Genomic DNA, 17,501 nt, shown 5'->3' with positions numbered 1-17,501 from the left:
TGGGAGTAAGCAGTACTACTGCTTATGTATGAGAACGGAGGCTTATTTAGAACCTTATGATCCATTTTACATCATTATTGATAATAATTTTGAAGAAGCTGAATGAGTCCGTACGGATTTTTCCGTAAATGCTGTGCGCTAAAATAAATATCCCCTTTAACCTGATTATAATTCTCGTTCAGCTTGAGTTGCTTAATCAACTCTTCGGCGGATTGCCAACCCTTTTCAGGAGTGCCGATTTTATAGGGGGAATGTCCGATGTACAGCTTAACATCTGAATTTTTGACCTCATTGGACCACCATGCCACAAGCTTGTCATAGCCAGCGGCCGGGAAACCGATACTCCAATATATCTGTGGAGCTACATAATCAATCCAGCCTTTGTTAATCCAGGTACGTACATCGGCAAATGTCGTATCATACGCTGTAACGCCTGCCTTCGTATCTGATCCGGTTAAGTCTTGAGACTTGTTGCGCCACACTCCAAAAGGACTAATACCAAACTGCACTTTGGACTTGCTTGCATGGATGCTTTTGCCCAGATCACGGACAAAGCTGTTCACATTATCTCTCCGCCAGTCGCCCTTGTTAGAAATATTGTTGGCGTTATACGCTTTAAAGGTCGCATCATCATCAAAAGTACCGCTGTATGGATAAAAATAGTCGTCTAAATGAACACCGTCAATATCATATCCATCCACAACCTCCATAATCGCAGCAATGACATGCTGGCGAGCGGCGGGAATACCCGGATTAATGTATAGCTGGCTGCCATTCTTAACGATCCAATCCGGATGTTGGTTAGCGACATGGTTTGCAGCTAAACTACTGGTCGTTACTGTAGAATTGGCGCGGAAAGGGTTAAACCAGGCATGGAACTCCATCCCCCGCTTGTGCGATTCGCTAATCATAAATTTTAAAGGATCAAAGCCTGGATTTTTCCCCTGGGTGTTCGTCAGGTATTTGCTCCATGGCACGAGATTGGACGGATACAGCGCATCCCCGCTGGCCCGGACCTGAACAAAAACCGCATTAATACCCATACCCTGCAAATCATCAAGCATTTTAGTGAATTCCTGCTTTTGCTTCTCGGTGCTGCTTCGGGCGGCAGAAGAAGGCCAATCCCCGTTAATCGTAGAAATCCAAGCCCCGCGCATAGAAGTCGAAGCTTTCACTTGCACGACATTTCCCTGCGAAGAATTGGAGCTTCCCTCATTGGTTGATGTTGACGGAGAAGTAACACTCGCTTGCTCATCATCATTGATTCCCTGTTTCGTATCTACAGTTCCCGGATTGTCAGATGTGGTCGTATTGGAGCTGGAGCCGCCAACGGAGGATGTTGTTCCGCCAGTGGCGGCACTCTCTTTACCACTACTTAACGTAATGACTCGCTCTGAAGCCTGCCAGTCCACTTTTAATCCCAACTCTTCCCCAACAAAACGCAGCGGCACCATGACTCTTCCGCTCGTCATACGCGCAGATGCGTCCAATCGAACTGACTTGCCATTCACCATAGCACTCTGTCCGCCGTTTTCCATAGAAATGTTCTTGTCTTGTGCTGTAATGGTTACCGTACCGGACGATGCTGACCAGTTGACCTGAGCGCCTAATCCCTCACTGATCACCCGCAAGGGTACCATCGTTACGTTGGCTCCCTGTACAATGTACGGCGACGCATCACTTTGCAGTGGTTGCCCATCCAATATAATTTCAATCTCTACGTTTGGAGCCGCTTGCGCTCCTTGCACAACTACCGTCTGCACCGCCAACAGTAAACCCGCAGCCAGTGCCCATGTTTTCTTCCAATTCATATGATTACAATCCTCCGCTAACCCGTTAATTTTTAACCCCTGTCTTGTCCTGCTATATAATGGATAGACGCTAATACCCGGGTATTTGTTGCGGTAGGGACAAATAAAAAAAGCATCTGTCCTTACGGACGATGTCTGTCAGGAATCACCACTCAATTCCTTGTGTATATCGTGAAGCTGGCGCAAACGATCTTCATCCCGGCGGAAATATTCGACCAATGTCTCAATGCGGGTGATGGAATCCCAGCTTAAATGGTGCTCAATACCTTCCACATCTTTATAGATCAGGTCCTTGTCGACCCCAATCATATCCAGAAATTGCTCTAGTAACTGGTGGCGATCAACCAGCCGTTTGCCGACCTTTTTCCCTTTGGGTGTTAAAATTAACCCCCGATATTTCTCATATACGAGATAGTCGTCCTTATCCAGCTTCTGGATCATCTTGGTAACGGACGAAGGATGGACCTCCAGACCCTCTGCGATATCCGAGACACGGGCGTATCCCTTCTCATCAATCAGCTGGTAAATGCGCTCCAAATAATCTTCCATGCTTGGCGTTGGCACTTGTTTCCCTCTTTTCTATTATTGAACGGGCGCTTACCGCCTTCATTTCCTGCGTTGAACCTACATATATAATGATACATGTTATCATTGCCTATTGGCAAGTCTCATCCATCTGCTCACAGCTATTGCCACGATTTGTTCAATTTAAGCAGGGCACACTAATAGCGTCCCTGTATCATTCTCCTATGGCATGAGTTAGAGTTGGACACCCGAGCTACTACTGGATATTTATTCCTGAAAGGAGCGTTACCCATGTCCACGCTTGAGCGTACTCTTGTCAAAACCAAAGGAACCAAACCATTCGTGCCTGATCTGGTATTTTTCGAGCCGGACGCACTGAATTTTCCCAAGGGTCAGCGTATTATGGATTGGGTCAAAGTCAAAGACATTCCGTATCGTATGACCACATCTCATAACCGAATTACCAATTTACCGGGCGAAACCGAAGTTGAAAAGTATAGAATGGCGAAAAAAACGCTGGTCGTCGGTATTCGCAAAACGCTAACCTTCGACCAGTCCAAGCCCTCTGCTGAATATGCCATTCCCATTTCGACCGGATGTATGGGACACTGCCACTATTGTTATTTGCAAACGACATTAGGGGCAAAGCCGTATATACGCGTCTATGTCAATACCGATGATATCTTATCGGCAGCTAAAGGCTACATCGAGGAACGTGCGCCCGAAATTACTCGTTTTGAAGCAGCCTGTACCTCAGACCCTGTTGGTTTGGAGCATATCACCGAATCGCTCGGAGAATTGATTCGTTTTATGGCAGATGAAGAATTTGGTCGCCTGCGTTTTGTTACCAAATATCATCATGTCGATCCACTGCTGGATATTCAGCATAATGGCCATACACGCATTCGTTTTAGCATTAATTCCGATTATGTGATTAAACAGTTCGAGCCTGCGACTTCACGCTTCGAGGAACGTATTGAAGCAGCAGGTAAAATCGCCCGAGCCGGTTATCCGCTAGGCTTTATTATCGCCCCGATCATCTGGTATGACGGCTGGGAAGAAGGATATGGCGAGCTGCTGCGCAAACTGGGGGAAACCTTGCCTCATGATGCCACAAAAGATCTGACGTTCGAATTGATTCAGCACCGTTTTACCAAAACGTCCAAGGCTGTAATCGAGAAGCGTTATCCCAAAACCAAGCTGGAAATGGACATGGAGAAACGCAAGAAAAAATGGGGCCGCTGGGGACAAAATAAATACGTTTACCCTGATGAACAGCAAAACGCCCTGCGAGAATTTATCACCGAGCGCATTTTTGAACATTTTCCATTAAGTCGTATTGAGTATTTCACATAACCAGCATCCAATCCGGGGTAATCCGTTGTAAAAACAATGTTACATCTGTCATATGATCGGTTACCAGCAAAATACCAGTAATAACAAGCAGTATACCGCCTGTTTTGACGATAATTGACGTATAACGCGAGGATAGACGAACAGAGCCAGTCAGTAAAGCCAATGCAAAAAATGGAATCGCAAAGCCAAGCGCGTAGCCTGTGACCAGCTTGAACCAGGTATGATGCTCTACTGCCGCTAAAGCGATAATAGCTGTCAGCATGGGACCGATACAGGGAGACCAGCCTGCCGCAAATCCGATTCCGATCACAAAGGAACCGGCGTAACCGGCAGGCTTCCATGTCCAGCGAAGCTTATGCTCCCGCATTAAAATCAAAGGCCGTATCACACCAAGAGATAACAGCCCCATCATCAAGATCAGTATCCCCGCAACCACTCTTAGCGTATCCCCATAATTGCCAAACCATTCTCCCAGCAACCCTACGCTTGCACCCAAGGAATAAAACACAACGGAAAAGCCCAGTACAAAAGCAAGGGTATGTCCCATCGTACGGTAACGCACCTCAGACTTATGCCTTCCTTCGGCCAGTTCACGTGCCGACATACCCGTCATATAAGATAAATAAGAGGGGTACAGTGGCAAACAGCAAGGTGAGAAAAAAGAAACCAGTCCTGCTATGATCGCCAACCCGGCGTTAACATCCGTCATCATCATTTCCTCCCGCCAGTCTTAAGTAAACGTGAGCAAAACAAGCTCTATTACTAAAACATACGTGAGGAAGCAGCCAAATATGTTGCAACCCAAAAAGCGTATGCCCTGGCATGAAAGCCGAAGGACATACGTTTTATTACAACCTTTATTTATTTTACAATCGCGCCGTTAGGCATGCTTTCCGGTACTGTAGCCAGCGTAAGCTGATCTCCGTGTGATGCTGCCAAAATCATCCCTTGTGATAGCTCCCCTCGCAGTTTCACAGGCTTAAGATTCGTCACACAAATCACCTTGCGTCCAACCATATCCTCGGGCGTATAAAACTTGGCAATGCCCGATACGACCTGTCGCTGCTCATAACCAAGATCAAGTTGGAGCTTCAACAGCTTATCGGCCTTCTTCACAGGCTCACAGGAGATAACCTGAGCGACGCGCAGTTCTACCTTGGTAAAGTCCTCAATACCAATCTCTTCCTTCGCCTCTGGGGCTTCCTGGCCCGCCTCAGTCGCATTCTGCGGTTGAGGCTGCGCAGTAGCTTCCTCTGGCTTCTTGCCCCCCGTCATCGCTTCCACGATGAAAGCAACCTCCGGCTCTGAATCCAGACGTGGGAAGATAGGATTGCCTTTGATCAGTTGCGTTCCTTCTGGAATACGACCAAATTGCTTACCGCTATCCCATGTCGTCAATTCGCCTTCCTTGATACCCAGCTGTTCCCAAATTTTATACGGAGCGCGGGTCAAGAACGGTTGGAGCAAAATGGACGCGATGCGCAAGCTTTCTACCAAATGCACCATAACAGATGCCAGCTCACGACGTTTGTCCTCATCCTTGGCCAGGTTCCATGGTTGTGTTTCGTCAATATACTTGTTGCTGCGGCTAATAAATTGACTGATCGCCGTTAGAGCCACGGAAAACTCCATGTTTTCCATCGCTTCTTCTACTTTACTGTAAGTCGCTGTTGCCATTTCCTCCAAAGCCCCGTCGAATGCTGTTACATTCGCTTCATAAGCCGGAACCTTGCCTTCAAAATATTTGTCTACCATCGCTACGGTACGGTTCAACAAATTGCCGAGATCATTCGCCAAATCAGAATTGACCCGATCAACGAAGCTTTCCGGGGTAAAGGTTCCATCCGCGCCGAAAGGCACCTCGCGCAGCAAGTAATACCGAAGTTGATCCAGACCATAGCGGTCAATCAGCGTTACAGGGTCAACGACGTTACCTTTGGACTTGGACATTTTACCGTCCTTCATGAGCAGCCAGCCGTGTGCAAATACTTTCTTAGGCAACGGGAGATCCAGCGCCATCAGCATGATCGGCCAATATATCGTATGGAACCGTACAATTTCCTTTCCAACGATATGCACATTGGCAGGCCAAAATTTATCGTACAGCTCGGTATTGGAGGAACCATAGCCCAGGGATGTAATATAGTTGGAGAGCGCATCAATCCACACGTATACGACATGCTTCGGATCTCCCTTCACCTTAACTCCCCAGTCAAAGGTTGTACGGGATACTGCCAAATCCTCCAAACCCGGCTTGATAAAATTGTTAATCATCTCTTTTTTACGGGACTCCGGCTGGATAAACTGCGGGTTCTCCTCATAAAATTTCAGCAAACGATCAGCATACTTGCTCATACGGAAAAAGTAACACTCTTCCTTGACCAATTCTACAGGATGCCCACTGTCCGGGCTTTTACCTCCAGCCACATTGCCTCCTGCATCCTTCACCACGTCAACCAATTGAGTTTCCGTGTAATAAGTTTCGTCAGGAATGCTGTACCAGCCTTCGTATTCGCCCTTGTAAATGTCTCCTTGCTTAAGCAAACGATCAAAAATTTCCTGCACAACGTTCTTGTGACGTTCTTCCGTTGTGCGAATAAAATCGTCATTGGATATGTCGAGCTTCCGCCATAAATCCTGAATCCCTGCCACAATATCATCAACGAAATGTTGTGGTGTTTTGCCAGCCGCACTCGCCTTCTGCTCAATCTTCTGACCATGCTCATCCGTTCCTGTCAAATAGCGCACATCGTAGCCACGTAACCGCTTGTAGCGAGCCATTGCATCTCCGGCTACCGTAGTGTAAGCATGACCGATATGTAGCTTGTCGCTTGGATAATAAATCGGTGTCGTAATGTAAAATGTTTTCTCATTGGACATGTGTATTGCCTCCTGTTTTGTTCACGGCAGCAAAATAAGGCATGCTCCCTTGAATTTGGTACTCCAATTCATGTTTTTCACACCAATTGGGCACAAAAAAGACCCCCGCCCCTATGGGACGAGAGTCACCTCACGCGTTACCACCCAAATTTCCCGTATCCTCGCAGACTACAGGCTTCACCAGTCACTTCGACCGCCCATTAACGCTGGATCACGCCTTTCCCTTACGGTCGCCCCCTATAAACCATTGAACTGGTGACAAACTCGCTCGAAAAAGGTTCCTCCAGGACCATATTCAGGCTTCGTTCCAGACCGGTTTGCAGCTAACCCCGGCTCTCTGTACTGGACGTCAGACCCTACTCATCCCTTCGCAGGAAAACATTATAATCCAAAATATAACCAAACCCGCATAGCTATGTCAAGTCAATCCCTTCCCGGTACGGTCAGCAAAACGATCTTTATCGGATCTATTCGCCCTCTTTTTAGCAGGAGGCACCAGATCTACACCGCCTGGATGAAAGGGATGGCACTTTGCTATACGTTTGGCGGCCAGCCAGGAGCCCTTGAACGCACCATGCACCTCCACCGCCTCCAACGCGTACTGGGAACACGTCGGATAGAAGCGGCAGGTCGGTGGCTTTAATGGTGAAATATAGGATCGGTATAACTTAATCGGAGCTTGAACCACTCTGCGTGTGGTAATCTTCATTTCAGTAGCCTCCGTGGCTGTGAGTGTGACCGCTCGCCTGTTTGTATCCCCCATTAGAATTAGCTTTTGCTTGCCCGTTCTTCTTCTGGCATTCCTTGCAATAACCGAAAATCTCAAACTTGTGTTCAACGATTTGGAACTGATCTGTCGTATCTGTCATCTGCATCGGGCAGAAAGAGATCGGTAAAGTTTTCTGACAGCTCAGGCAAATCATATGATGGTGGTGGTGATGCTCATTGCAGCTCACCTTGAACTTCATCCCATCCTCAAAAGATACCTGCTCCAGCACACCCAATTCCTGCATCACACGCAAATTACGGTAAACGGTGTCAAAACTGAGTCCGCTGTATTTTTTACCCATATATTCATAAACGTCTTTTGGGGACAGATACCCTTCATTCTCGGAAAATAACGTGGCCAGCGTCTTGCGCTGATCCGTAATACGCAGCCCCTGAGCGGACATTGTTGCGATAATCTCATCCTTTGTCAGCATGCGTTTCACCCTCCCCTGTCTGTAGTTTCAGGTTATCTGATGCAGGCTTAGGCTTGCATCTACTTATTATACCACGATTAAAGCCAAAGTTATAAGAGATATTCGCACTCTTGATAAAGAAAAAGACGTTCTCCTGTGCTGAAACCGAATCCACAGCAGGAGAACGTCTTTATTCTGTAAGTGATCTGACTTTAAACGGTGAATGATGAGACCCTTCGGTCTAAACCGATAAACAAAACCGGATGTTCATATTAATTTTTAATAGCTGGTAATGGCATAACTACCACGGAAACTGGCAAGTTACTGCCCGCAGCCGCAGTGAAATACATCTCTACACTCTCCTCGATATGACCTGTACGATACAGTACACTCATCTCATTCGGAGCCCACACGGAGCCGTTCGTCGGGATACCCACGACCTGATTATTTACCATAGCATAGCCAGAGTATTCACCACCACGCGGGTTAAATGTAATCAGGGAATACGGCGCTACGCGATCCAGTTTAACCTTATACACAACACCAAAATTACCCGCATTGGAGGAAGAAGAACCGTCCAGACCGTCTGAACCAAGCAGGTTCGGGTCTACTTTATTGTCGCCAAGAACGATACGCTGAGTTGTTTTACCAACCTCCTCCGTATATTCAAGCGTAATATCCGAATTCGCATACGTTCCACGGTTATGAATTCCGTCCTTAGGCAGTTTTGCCAGAGTAGGCATTGCAATTAATGGATCTGCATTTGCATCTAACACAACAACTGTGTATTGAATAGGTTGATCCGTATACAAGTCAGATAAGAGAGAAATGACCTGTTTTTGCTTAATTTTTTGTGCATTTAAATCCTGTAAAATAATGCGGCTTTCGCCTGGATTCAGAACTGTGCTGGAACGTTTGCTTCCATCCTGCATGGATTGAAAGTACCGCTGAATCGAAATCTTACCCGCAGCTGTCGCAAACTCAGATGGGCCGGCGAAACCGGAATTTTCGACGTTCAGATTGGCAGCAGTAATATTATTGTTGGTTGCGATAACGTACATTTTTACATCTCTGCCCGTTTCATTCACATGATGGACGAGTATACGTGTGCTGCCTGATCCCATTTCCTGATACACAATTCCATCCTGGAATACACGTTCTGGGCTGTTAGCACGGATCAGAAGGCGTGGTGCAGATGTACTGGTTACCGGAATGGTAGCCATGGTAGGCACCTGACTACCGTCTACACTGTATTTATCACCAAAAGGTGTAAAGATTTTGTTGAAATCATCTTCGTTGTATAGCAGCTCATTCGTAATCTTAATCGTTTGACTTACAGTACCTGTTGCACCATGCTTGTCAGTCACGGTCAGCGTTATGGTCACATCACCCGGCTCGAAAAACGCCAGCTTCTTATTCACCCAGTCACGCTTGGTGATGGCATTTTCATCGTCCGTACTCAAGTCGGTAATGGTAATTTTTTCACCCATTTTGTATTCTTTTTTATCAGTCGTAAACAGAGCGACCGGCGGTTGGTTGGGCGGTCTTACTGTGATGGTCACGGAGTATGGATCACTCCAGTTCCCTGCGGAGTCAAGAACAGAATAGGTAACTGCATATGTACCTGGCTCTTGAAATACGTCCTGCTTGCCTTCCCAACGTTGATTCACAATAGGAAGACCTGTAGGAGAAGATTCCTTCGTCAAATACGTAACTTGGGTTTCGCCCGCATAGATTTCTTTTTGCTGAACCGTGAAGGAAGCTTTTGGCTTTTGATTCAAATCCATAATAACCTGTTTTGTTGTATTATTTACAGTATAAGGAATATTCAAGGCCTGTGTAATAGAAGTCAACGGCACCATAAATACGTTCTTTTGCTGGAATGCCGGTCCCTTCATTTGTCGAGCCTCACCGTTAACCGTATAAATTTTGCTGTCAGTCTTGAAGCGTAGCACGTCTGTACCTTGGGTGATAACGGTTTCCTTGGTAGCAGTGTCATAACTAAACTGTAATCCGACGCGGCTGACAAGCGAACGGATTGCTACATAAGAAACACCGTCCTTGACTGTCATCGGCTGAGTCGCCGTGTACACCTGTCCGTTTTGTTCCATTTTTGCGCTGTTCAAATACAAAATCAGTTGATTTGCACTCATGGATGTTGGAGAACCACCAGGGTTGGTGAGCGTTCCGTCCCCACCGTATACATCATTGGATACGTTCGATCCGTTGGTTGTATCCGTCGGCAAACCGGACAATGGATCATTGGATACGCCTGTGTTAACAGGTGTCACCATGTCATTTTGTGTTCCAGTGCTATCTTGTCCCCCGATGCTATTATCAACGCCGGAATTTGTGACATTGGCCTGAGCCTGCTGTCCGCTAACCGAATCGGTGGATTGAACAGTGGATACTGCTTCTGCTCCTACAGGGGCTACTGCAGCCACCTGAGCTACCGCAAGCGCGGTGAGCATGGTCCATTTCTTGAAATTCATTGTCTGTCTCCTTCTATTACCAAATTATTATCATCCCCGTAAAAAGTCATACTATTAGACGCGGATGTTGCCCAAAAGTTGCTGGGAATTTTGCTGAACATAAAAAAAAGGGATCTTTCTCCTGTGGCTGCAAGAAATACTACAATAAAAAAAACGCCGCCCCATCTGACCTGATGGGGCGGCGGCTTCATAAACAGAAAGTATTTTAACAGTCATTCAACATTATTGCAGACGGACGGCGACATGTATCCCTGCAGTCTCCAACCGGCCCTCTTCAATGAGACGATAAGCCCGTTGAACCTCTTCATCTGTAGGGGACGGAACCCCTTCCAGCGGATACACCTTGCCGAGCATTTCCCACTTGTATACACCCATTTGATGGTAGGGTAAAATTTCGAACTTTTCGACTCCGTTCAACGTTCCGATAAACCGTCCCAAATTCAGCAGATCCTGCTCATCATCATGAATACCCGGTACAAACACGTGTCTAATCCACATCTTGCGTCCTTGTTCAGACAACCAGCGTGCCGTACTTAACATACGGTCATTGGACTTGCCTGTAAGCTTAATATGCTTGTCGTTGTCAATATGCTTAATATCCAGCAACACCAAGTCCGTTACGTCCAGCAGTTCTTGGATACGGCCTGCGTCATTAAAACCGTTACTGTCCAGCGTCGTGTGCAAATTCCAGCGTTGCTTCACTTCTTTGAACAGCTCTGCTACAAAATGAGCTTGCAGTGTCGGTTCTCCACCGGATACGGTCAATCCGCCTCCCGAAGAACGGTAGTAGGCTAAATATGGCTCAATTTCAGCCAATACCTCCTTCAGTGTCATTGGATTGCCTTCATTTAAAGCCCAAGTATCCGGGTTATGGCAATATTGACATTTTAACAAGCATCCTTGCATAAAAAGCACGAAGCGGATGCCGGGACCATCGACGGTCCCGAAGGTTTCCAATGAGTGTATGTGACCTTTCAGCATGTTGCATCTTCCTTCCCGCATCCGCTATGCGTGCGTCATTGTAATATATAATACGTAAAGCTTTGTTACATTGTACCGTGGAAGGTACGGTTAATAACATCCAGCTGTTGTTCACGAGTCAGCTTGATAAAGTTAACGGCATAACCCGACACACGAATTGTAAGCTGTGGATAGTTTTCTGGGTGATCCATCGCATCCAGCAATTGTTCACGAGCAAACACGTTGACGTTCAGATGATGCGCATGGCTTCCAAAGTAGCCGTCCATCATGGAAACGAGATTCGTTTTGCGTGTTTCTTCTTCTTTACCCAGTGCTTTAGGCACGATGGAGAAGGTATTCGAGATACCATCCAGACTGTGCTCGTAAGGCAATTTAGCTACGGAGCTAAGGGAAGCCAAGGCACCTTTTTTGTCGCGACCGTGCATTGGGTTCGCACCCGGTGCAAACGGTTCGCCAGCTTTACGTCCATCCGGTGTTGTACCTGTCTTCTTACCGTACACCACGTTGGAAGTAATGGTCAATACAGATTGAGTAGGAATCGCATTCCGGTAAGCTTTGTGCTTGCGGATCATGCCCATGAAGGACTCTACCAGTTCTACTGCGATGTTATCAACACGATCATCGTTATTACCGTAACAAGGGTATTCCCCTTCAATTTCAAAGTCAATGGCGATGCCTTTTTCGTTACGGATCGGTTTCACCTTCGTATGTTTAATAGCGCTCAGGGAATCGGCTGCAACGGACAGACCAGCAATACCACAAGCCATCGTACGGACAATATCACGGTCATGCAGCGCCATTTCAATCCGTTCGTAGCTGTACTTGTCATGCATGAAGTGAATAACGTTCAAAGTGTTCATGTACAGTTTTGCCAACCATTCCATCATGGGCTTGAAGCGGCTCAGCACTTCCTCGTAATCCAGCACTTCACCTGTAATTGCAGGATATTCAGGACCCACTTGAGCACCTGATTTTTCATCCACACCGCCGTTAATTGCATATAGCAGAGCTTTAGCCAAGTTGGCACGGGCACCAAAGAATTGCATTTGTTTACCAATTTTCATTGCCGACACACAACAAGCAATACCATAATCATCGCCATAAATCGGACGCATCAAATCATCATTTTCATACTGAATGGAGCTGGTTTCAATGGATACTTTGGCACAATATTTTTTGAAGCCTTCAGGCAATTTTTCTGACCATAGTACAGTCAGGTTTGGTTCCGGTGCAGGACCCAGATTGTACAGGGTGTGCAAGAAACGGAAGCTGTTTTTAGTAACCCGGGTTTCTCCAGTAATGGACATTCCGCCAATGGATTCAGTTACCCATGTTGGGTCTCCGCTGAACAGTTCGTTATAATCAGGTGTGCGCAGGAATTTAACAATACGCAGTTTCATAACGAAATGATCGACCAATTCTTGTGCTTGCTCTTCTGTCATTGCCCCTTCTTCCAGATCCCGTTGAGTATAGATATCAAGGAAGGAAGATACACGTCCCAAGGACATTGCTGCACCATTTTGTTCTTTGATCGCTGCCAGATAGCCAAAATACACCCATTGGAAAGCTTCTTTCGCGTTGTTAGCAGGCTTTGAGATGTCAAAACCATGCTCAGCAGCCATTTGTTTCAGCTCGTTCAAAGCGCGAATTTGCTCGGAAATTTCTTCACGCAGACGAATTACATCTTCTTCCATGGAGTCCACTTCAAGGCTTTTCAGTTGAGCCTTTTTGTCTTTAATCAGGAAGTCTGCGCCGTACAGTGCTACACGACGGTAATCACCGATAATGCGACCACGACCATATGCATCTGGCAAACCAGTGATAATACCCGCTTTACGAGCTGCTCTCATATCATCGGTATAAGCGTCGAATACACCCTGATTATGCGTTTTGCGAATATGAGTGAAGATATCAACAATGCTTTGCGGTACTTCAAAGCCATAGGCTTTGCAAGCGTCGATCATCATCCGAATTCCACCAAACGGCTGCAAAGAGCGTTTGAATGGAGCGTCTGTTTGTACACCGACAACTTGTTCTTTATCCCGGTCTAGATAGCCCGGCTTATGTGAAATAATGGTGGATGGCGTATTCACGTCTACATCAAGCACGCCGCCGTTTGCCAACTCTTTTTTGGTAAGATCGGATACAATATCCCACAGTGCAGTTGTGTTGGCGGTAGGGCCAACTAGAAATTCTTCGTTACCGACATAAGGTAAGATGTTGGTTTCAATAAAATCGTTGACGTTGACTTCTTTAGTCCATTTACCTTTTTTGAAACCTCTCCAGCCAGATTGTTGCTCTTGTAATTCTCTCTCAATCACCGACATGTAAATCCCTCCAAATTGTTTGGTCTTCCGGACTTGTGATTTTTTTCACATTAAAATTGTGTCTCGAGCCCGGCCTTTTCACCGATGCCTTACGCTCAGTGTCGGGACCTTTCTTACACCCTTATTGTAGAATAATGATAGAGTGTAGTATGTGACAAAAATCACAATATAGGTGACATTTATCACTTTATTTTCTTTAGCTTCACGCCCGTACTTTTATCCTTGCCGTTCACCTCCCTTCCCAAACCAACAGGCCCTCTATTATAGAGAGCCTGCGTTGGTATTAACGGGAAAATGCTTAGTCACAAGCCTCTTCGTACCTATATATTATTGGTCAAAACGTCCGTAGAAGGCATTGCGGTATACATCAGCCAATTCGGTAACCAGCGGCAGCTTCGGATTCGCAGTTGTACATTGATCCTCAAAAGCACGGTCAGCCAGATAATCTACACGCGATTCAAAATCCTTCGCATCGAAGCCGATTTGCTGGAACGATTCCTCGATACCGAGTGTTTTGTTCAGTTTGCGGATCGCTTCGATCAGACTGTTAACCCCTTCTTCCGTTGTACGGGCAGGCAGTCCCAGTATGCGTGCAATTTCTGCATAACGCTCATCCGCAACAAAGTGCGAATATTTAGGGAACGAAGCAAACTTCGTCGGTTTTTTCGCATTATAACGAATGACGTGTGGTAACAAAATGGCATTCGTGCGACCATGCGCTGTATGGTATTGTCCGCCCCATTTGTGCGCAAGACTGTGGTTAATACCCAGGAATGCATTGGCAAACGCCATTCCTGCCAGCGTGGAAGCATTATGCATTTTTTCACGAGCCAGTTTGTCGCCACTCAGAGCCGATTGCTCCAGATATTGGAATACCAGCTGAATGGCTTTAATTGCCAGACCATCTGTGTAGTCACTAGCCATTACAGACACGTAGGCCTCGATGGCATGTGTCAGTACGTCCATACCTGTATCCGCTACAGCTGTTTTAGGCAGCGAGTATACAAACTCAGGGTCAATAATGGCCACATCAGGAGTCAGCTCATAGTCAGCCAGCGGATACTTCGTGTTGCCCTGATTTTTGTCTGTAATAACTGCGAACGACGTAACTTCCGAACCTGTACCCGAGGTTGTAGGAATGGCTACAAATTGTGCTTTCTGACCAAGACGCGGGTACTTGTAGATCCGTTTGCGGATATCCATGAATTTTTGTTTCAAGTTGTTGAAATCAGTATCTGGGTATTCATAGAACATCCACATGCCTTTAGCCGCATCCATCGGCGAACCGCCGCCCAATGCAATAATACAATCCGGTTGGAAACGTCTCATCATTTCAGTACCACGTTCTACCGTAACTGTCGATGGATCTGGCTCTACTTCCGAGAACACTTCGATAGCTACTGGTGTTTGGCGTTGGTGTAAATAATGGATGACACGATCCACATATCCGAGTTTCACCATCATAGGGTCTGTGATAATGGCTACACGTGTGATATCAGGCATTTTAGCAAGATATTGAGTCGAATTTTTTTCAAAATAAATTTTGGAAGGTACTTTGAACCATTGCATATTCACCGTACGTTTCGCCACCCTTTTCACATTAATCAAGTTGACTGCCGATACGTTCGACGAAGTCGAGTTACGTCCGTACGAACCACAACCGAGTGTCAGCGATGGAAGGTTGGTGTTGTAGATGTCACCGATCGCACCATGTGTGGAAGGTGCATTTACAATAATACGGCCTGTTTGCAAACGATTTGCGAACCGAGCGATAACGTCCTCATCGTTCGAATGAATAGCGGACGAGTGGCCCATGCCCCCGAATTCCACGACTTCAGCCGCGCGTTGAATACCTTGTTCCGCATTTTTCACTTTATAGCAAGCCAACACAGGACTCAATTTTTCCGCAGACAATGGGAATTTTGTTCCTACCCCTTCAATCTCAGCGACCAAAATTTTAGTTCCTGCTGGTACTGTGATACCACTCATTTCAGCAATTTTTACAGCAGACTGCCCGACGATAGCTGGGTTCACTGCACATTTCTCGACATTCATAGCTCCTTGAGTGAGCTTAGCTGCTTCTTCTTTATTTACAAAGTAGCAACCGTTAGCGATCATCAATTTTTTGACTTGTTCGAAGATTGGCTCTTCGATAATAACCGCTTGCTCGGAAGCACAGATCATACCGTTATCAAAAGATTTGGAGAGGATGAGATCGGTCACAGCTTGCTTAATGTCCGCTGTCTTTTCAATGAAGCAAGGCACGTTACCAGGACCTACGCCCAGAGCAGGTTTACCGCAGCTATATGCCGCCTTAACCATGCCTGATCCACCAGTTGCCAGAATCAGCGCCACATCCGGGTGATTCATGAGTGAATTTGTCTTATCCATCGATGGAGCTTCAATCCATTGAATACAATCGGCTGGAGCACCATGTTTGACGGCTGCTTCAAGCAAGACGCGAGCTGCTTCCGCACTACACGATTGAGCAGATGGATGGAAACCGAAAATGATCGGATTACGTGTTTTAATAGCAATCAACGCTTTGAACATTGTAGTTGAAGTCGGATTAGTCACTGGAGTGATCCCCATAATGATGCCGACGGGTTCTGCTATTTTTTGAAAACTGTCAAAGTCATTATCTTCAATGACACCGACGGTTTTTTCATTTTTGATACTATGATAGACATATTCTGTAGCAAACATGTTTTTGGTGATTTTGTCCTCGTACACACCGCGTCCTGTTTCTTCAACAGCCAGCTTCGCCAGATGCATGTGCTTATCCATCCCTGCGAGTGCCATAGCTTGTACGATTTCGTCAATCTGCTCCTGATTCATACTCATGAAAGCCTGTTGTGCCCGGTTCCCCCGGTCAATCAGTGTTTGAATATACTGCTCAGCGCTTTGCTCTTTTTGGATTACCTCGTTTTTTACAGCCATTTCCCTCATCCTCCTGTTATCTCGTGTACTATCTCTTGTTCACACACTGATCGTAACACAGCTTTTTAAGAGATATTGTGATTTTTTTCACAATCTATTTAAAATTTTATTTTATGAAGTGAATTAAATCACAAAGTTTGGAATTCTGCCACTTTTACCCCCTCTTCTTGCCCCAAAAACGCATAGCACAGGTATATAATGAATTTGAATTGATCAAGTTGCAGATAAAAAAACAAAGGAAACAAAGGGGAAATGGACGATGAGAAACCCTACAAACGTAATGGAAGCCCGCGGCAACACCTGTTGCTTCTCGGAGGCCAGCTTCAACCGACTGCAAGTGATGATGAAGGATCGGGTCATGCCAGAAAGCTCACATCTGTTCTGGGAAGGAGATACAGCGGATAAGCTGTTTTATATCAAGCGCGGACGCGTGAAAGTAACGAAAACAACGGATGAGGGTAAGGAACTTATACTATATATGTACCAAAGCGGCGATCTGATTGGTCAAGCTGATCCATTTTTCGGTACCAAGCACTCCTTTTCTGCCGAAGTTCTGGAGGACAGTGATATCGGTGTTGTCGATCATACGGATTTGGAGCTGCTTATTTGCCAGCACTGTGATTTTGCCATTGACTTTATGAAATGGATGGGGTCCCACCACCGTATAACTCAGACCAAATTCCGCGATCTGATGATGTACGGCAAGCCCGGTGCTCTATGCTCCACGCTAATCCGTCTGTGTAACACTTATGGAGAGCCTCATGGGGAACATATCCTTATTCATAAAAAAATCACTCATACTGACCTCTCCAATATGATCGGTGCCACCCGCGAAAGTGTAAACCGGATGCTGAGTGATTTGCGTAAAAAAAATGCAGTTGAATATGATAATGGCATGATCGTCGTAAAGGATTTGGAAATGCTGCAAGGTATATGTCATTGTGAGCTGTGCCCGCGTGAGATTTGCCGGATCTAATAATTAGTTTTTAATCGAGTAGGAGGCTACCC

At 46.1% G+C, this 17,501-nt stretch carries 12 protein-coding genes; 2 read left to right on the top strand and 10 right to left on the bottom strand.

What is annotated here, in order from left to right; genetic code table 11:
- Window positions 1-74: 74 nt before the first annotated feature.
- The gene (locus ACIFO6_RS18135) at window positions 75-1,811 is read right to left on the bottom strand and encodes a family 10 glycosylhydrolase (RefSeq protein ID WP_430042587.1); all 1,737 of its coding nucleotides are present in this window, start codon (window positions 1,809-1,811) and stop codon (window positions 75-77) included.
- A gap of 138 nt (window positions 1,812-1,949) precedes the next feature.
- Window positions 1,950-2,375 carry a transcriptional regulator MntR gene (gene mntR / locus ACIFO6_RS18130; protein WP_007430946.1) on the bottom strand — a complete coding sequence of 142 codons (426 nt, stop codon included), beginning with the start codon at window positions 2,373-2,375 and terminating at the stop codon, window positions 1,950-1,952.
- A gap of 252 nt (window positions 2,376-2,627) precedes the next feature.
- Here mntR and splB point away from each other — a divergent pair, with 252 nt between their 5' ends.
- Complete coding sequence (gene splB / locus ACIFO6_RS18125; protein WP_430042585.1) at window positions 2,628-3,692, top strand: spore photoproduct lyase; 1,065 nt, start codon at window positions 2,628-2,630, stop codon at window positions 3,690-3,692.
- Here the strand turns inward: splB and ACIFO6_RS18120 are convergent.
- The 8 genes from ACIFO6_RS18120 to adhE all read right to left on the bottom strand — a co-directional run bounded on the left by ACIFO6_RS18120 (window position 3,685) and on the right by adhE (window position 16,493).
- Window positions 3,685-4,401, bottom strand: coding sequence for a cytochrome c biogenesis CcdA family protein (locus ACIFO6_RS18120; RefSeq protein ID WP_430042582.1), 717 nt, complete (start codon window positions 4,399-4,401; stop codon window positions 3,685-3,687). The genes splB and ACIFO6_RS18120 overlap by 8 nt on opposite strands.
- Before the next feature lie 152 nt (window positions 4,402-4,553).
- Complete coding sequence (metG, locus tag ACIFO6_RS18115) at window positions 4,554-6,572, bottom strand: methionine--tRNA ligase (RefSeq protein ID WP_430042580.1); 2,019 nt, start codon at window positions 6,570-6,572, stop codon at window positions 4,554-4,556.
- 418 nt (window positions 6,573-6,990) lie between these two features.
- On the bottom strand, window positions 6,991-7,281 hold the full coding sequence (gene yidD, locus ACIFO6_RS18110; protein ID WP_430042577.1) for a membrane protein insertion efficiency factor YidD: 291 nt from the start codon (window positions 7,279-7,281) through the stop codon (window positions 6,991-6,993).
- A gap of 1 nt (window position 7,282) precedes the next feature.
- The gene (locus ACIFO6_RS18105) at window positions 7,283-7,774 is read right to left on the bottom strand and encodes a Fur family transcriptional regulator (RefSeq protein WP_430042575.1); all 492 of its coding nucleotides are present in this window, start codon (window positions 7,772-7,774) and stop codon (window positions 7,283-7,285) included.
- A gap of 251 nt (window positions 7,775-8,025) precedes the next feature.
- Complete coding sequence (locus ACIFO6_RS18100; protein WP_430042572.1) at window positions 8,026-10,245, bottom strand: stalk domain-containing protein; 2,220 nt, start codon at window positions 10,243-10,245, stop codon at window positions 8,026-8,028.
- A gap of 222 nt (window positions 10,246-10,467) precedes the next feature.
- Window positions 10,468-11,226: a pyruvate formate-lyase-activating protein gene (pflA, locus tag ACIFO6_RS18095; RefSeq protein ID WP_430042570.1), complete on the bottom strand. Its 759-nt coding sequence runs from the start codon at window positions 11,224-11,226 to the stop codon at window positions 10,468-10,470.
- A 65-nt stretch (window positions 11,227-11,291) separates the two neighbouring features.
- Window positions 11,292-13,553, bottom strand: coding sequence for a formate C-acetyltransferase (gene pflB / locus ACIFO6_RS18090; protein WP_430042568.1), 2,262 nt, complete (start codon window positions 13,551-13,553; stop codon window positions 11,292-11,294).
- A 327-nt stretch (window positions 13,554-13,880) separates the two neighbouring features.
- On the bottom strand, window positions 13,881-16,493 hold the full coding sequence (adhE, locus tag ACIFO6_RS18085; RefSeq protein ID WP_137063582.1) for a bifunctional acetaldehyde-CoA/alcohol dehydrogenase: 2,613 nt from the start codon (window positions 16,491-16,493) through the stop codon (window positions 13,881-13,883).
- Between the two features lie 259 nt (window positions 16,494-16,752).
- On the opposite strand from adhE, the gene ACIFO6_RS18080 reads away from it, so the two are divergent.
- Window positions 16,753-17,469 carry a Crp/Fnr family transcriptional regulator gene (locus ACIFO6_RS18080; protein WP_430042566.1) on the top strand — a complete coding sequence of 239 codons (717 nt, stop codon included), beginning with the start codon at window positions 16,753-16,755 and terminating at the stop codon, window positions 17,467-17,469.
- Window positions 17,470-17,501: the final 32 nt, after the last annotated feature.

Origin of the sequence: Paenibacillus sp. NRS-1781 (assembly GCF_050467745.1) — a bacterium.
In the GTDB taxonomy this organism is placed as follows: Bacteria; Bacillota; Bacilli; order Paenibacillales; family Paenibacillaceae; genus Paenibacillus; species Paenibacillus terrae_A.
Note: the sequence above shows the minus strand (reverse complement) of the source record. Positions and strands in the feature narration are given on the sequence as shown.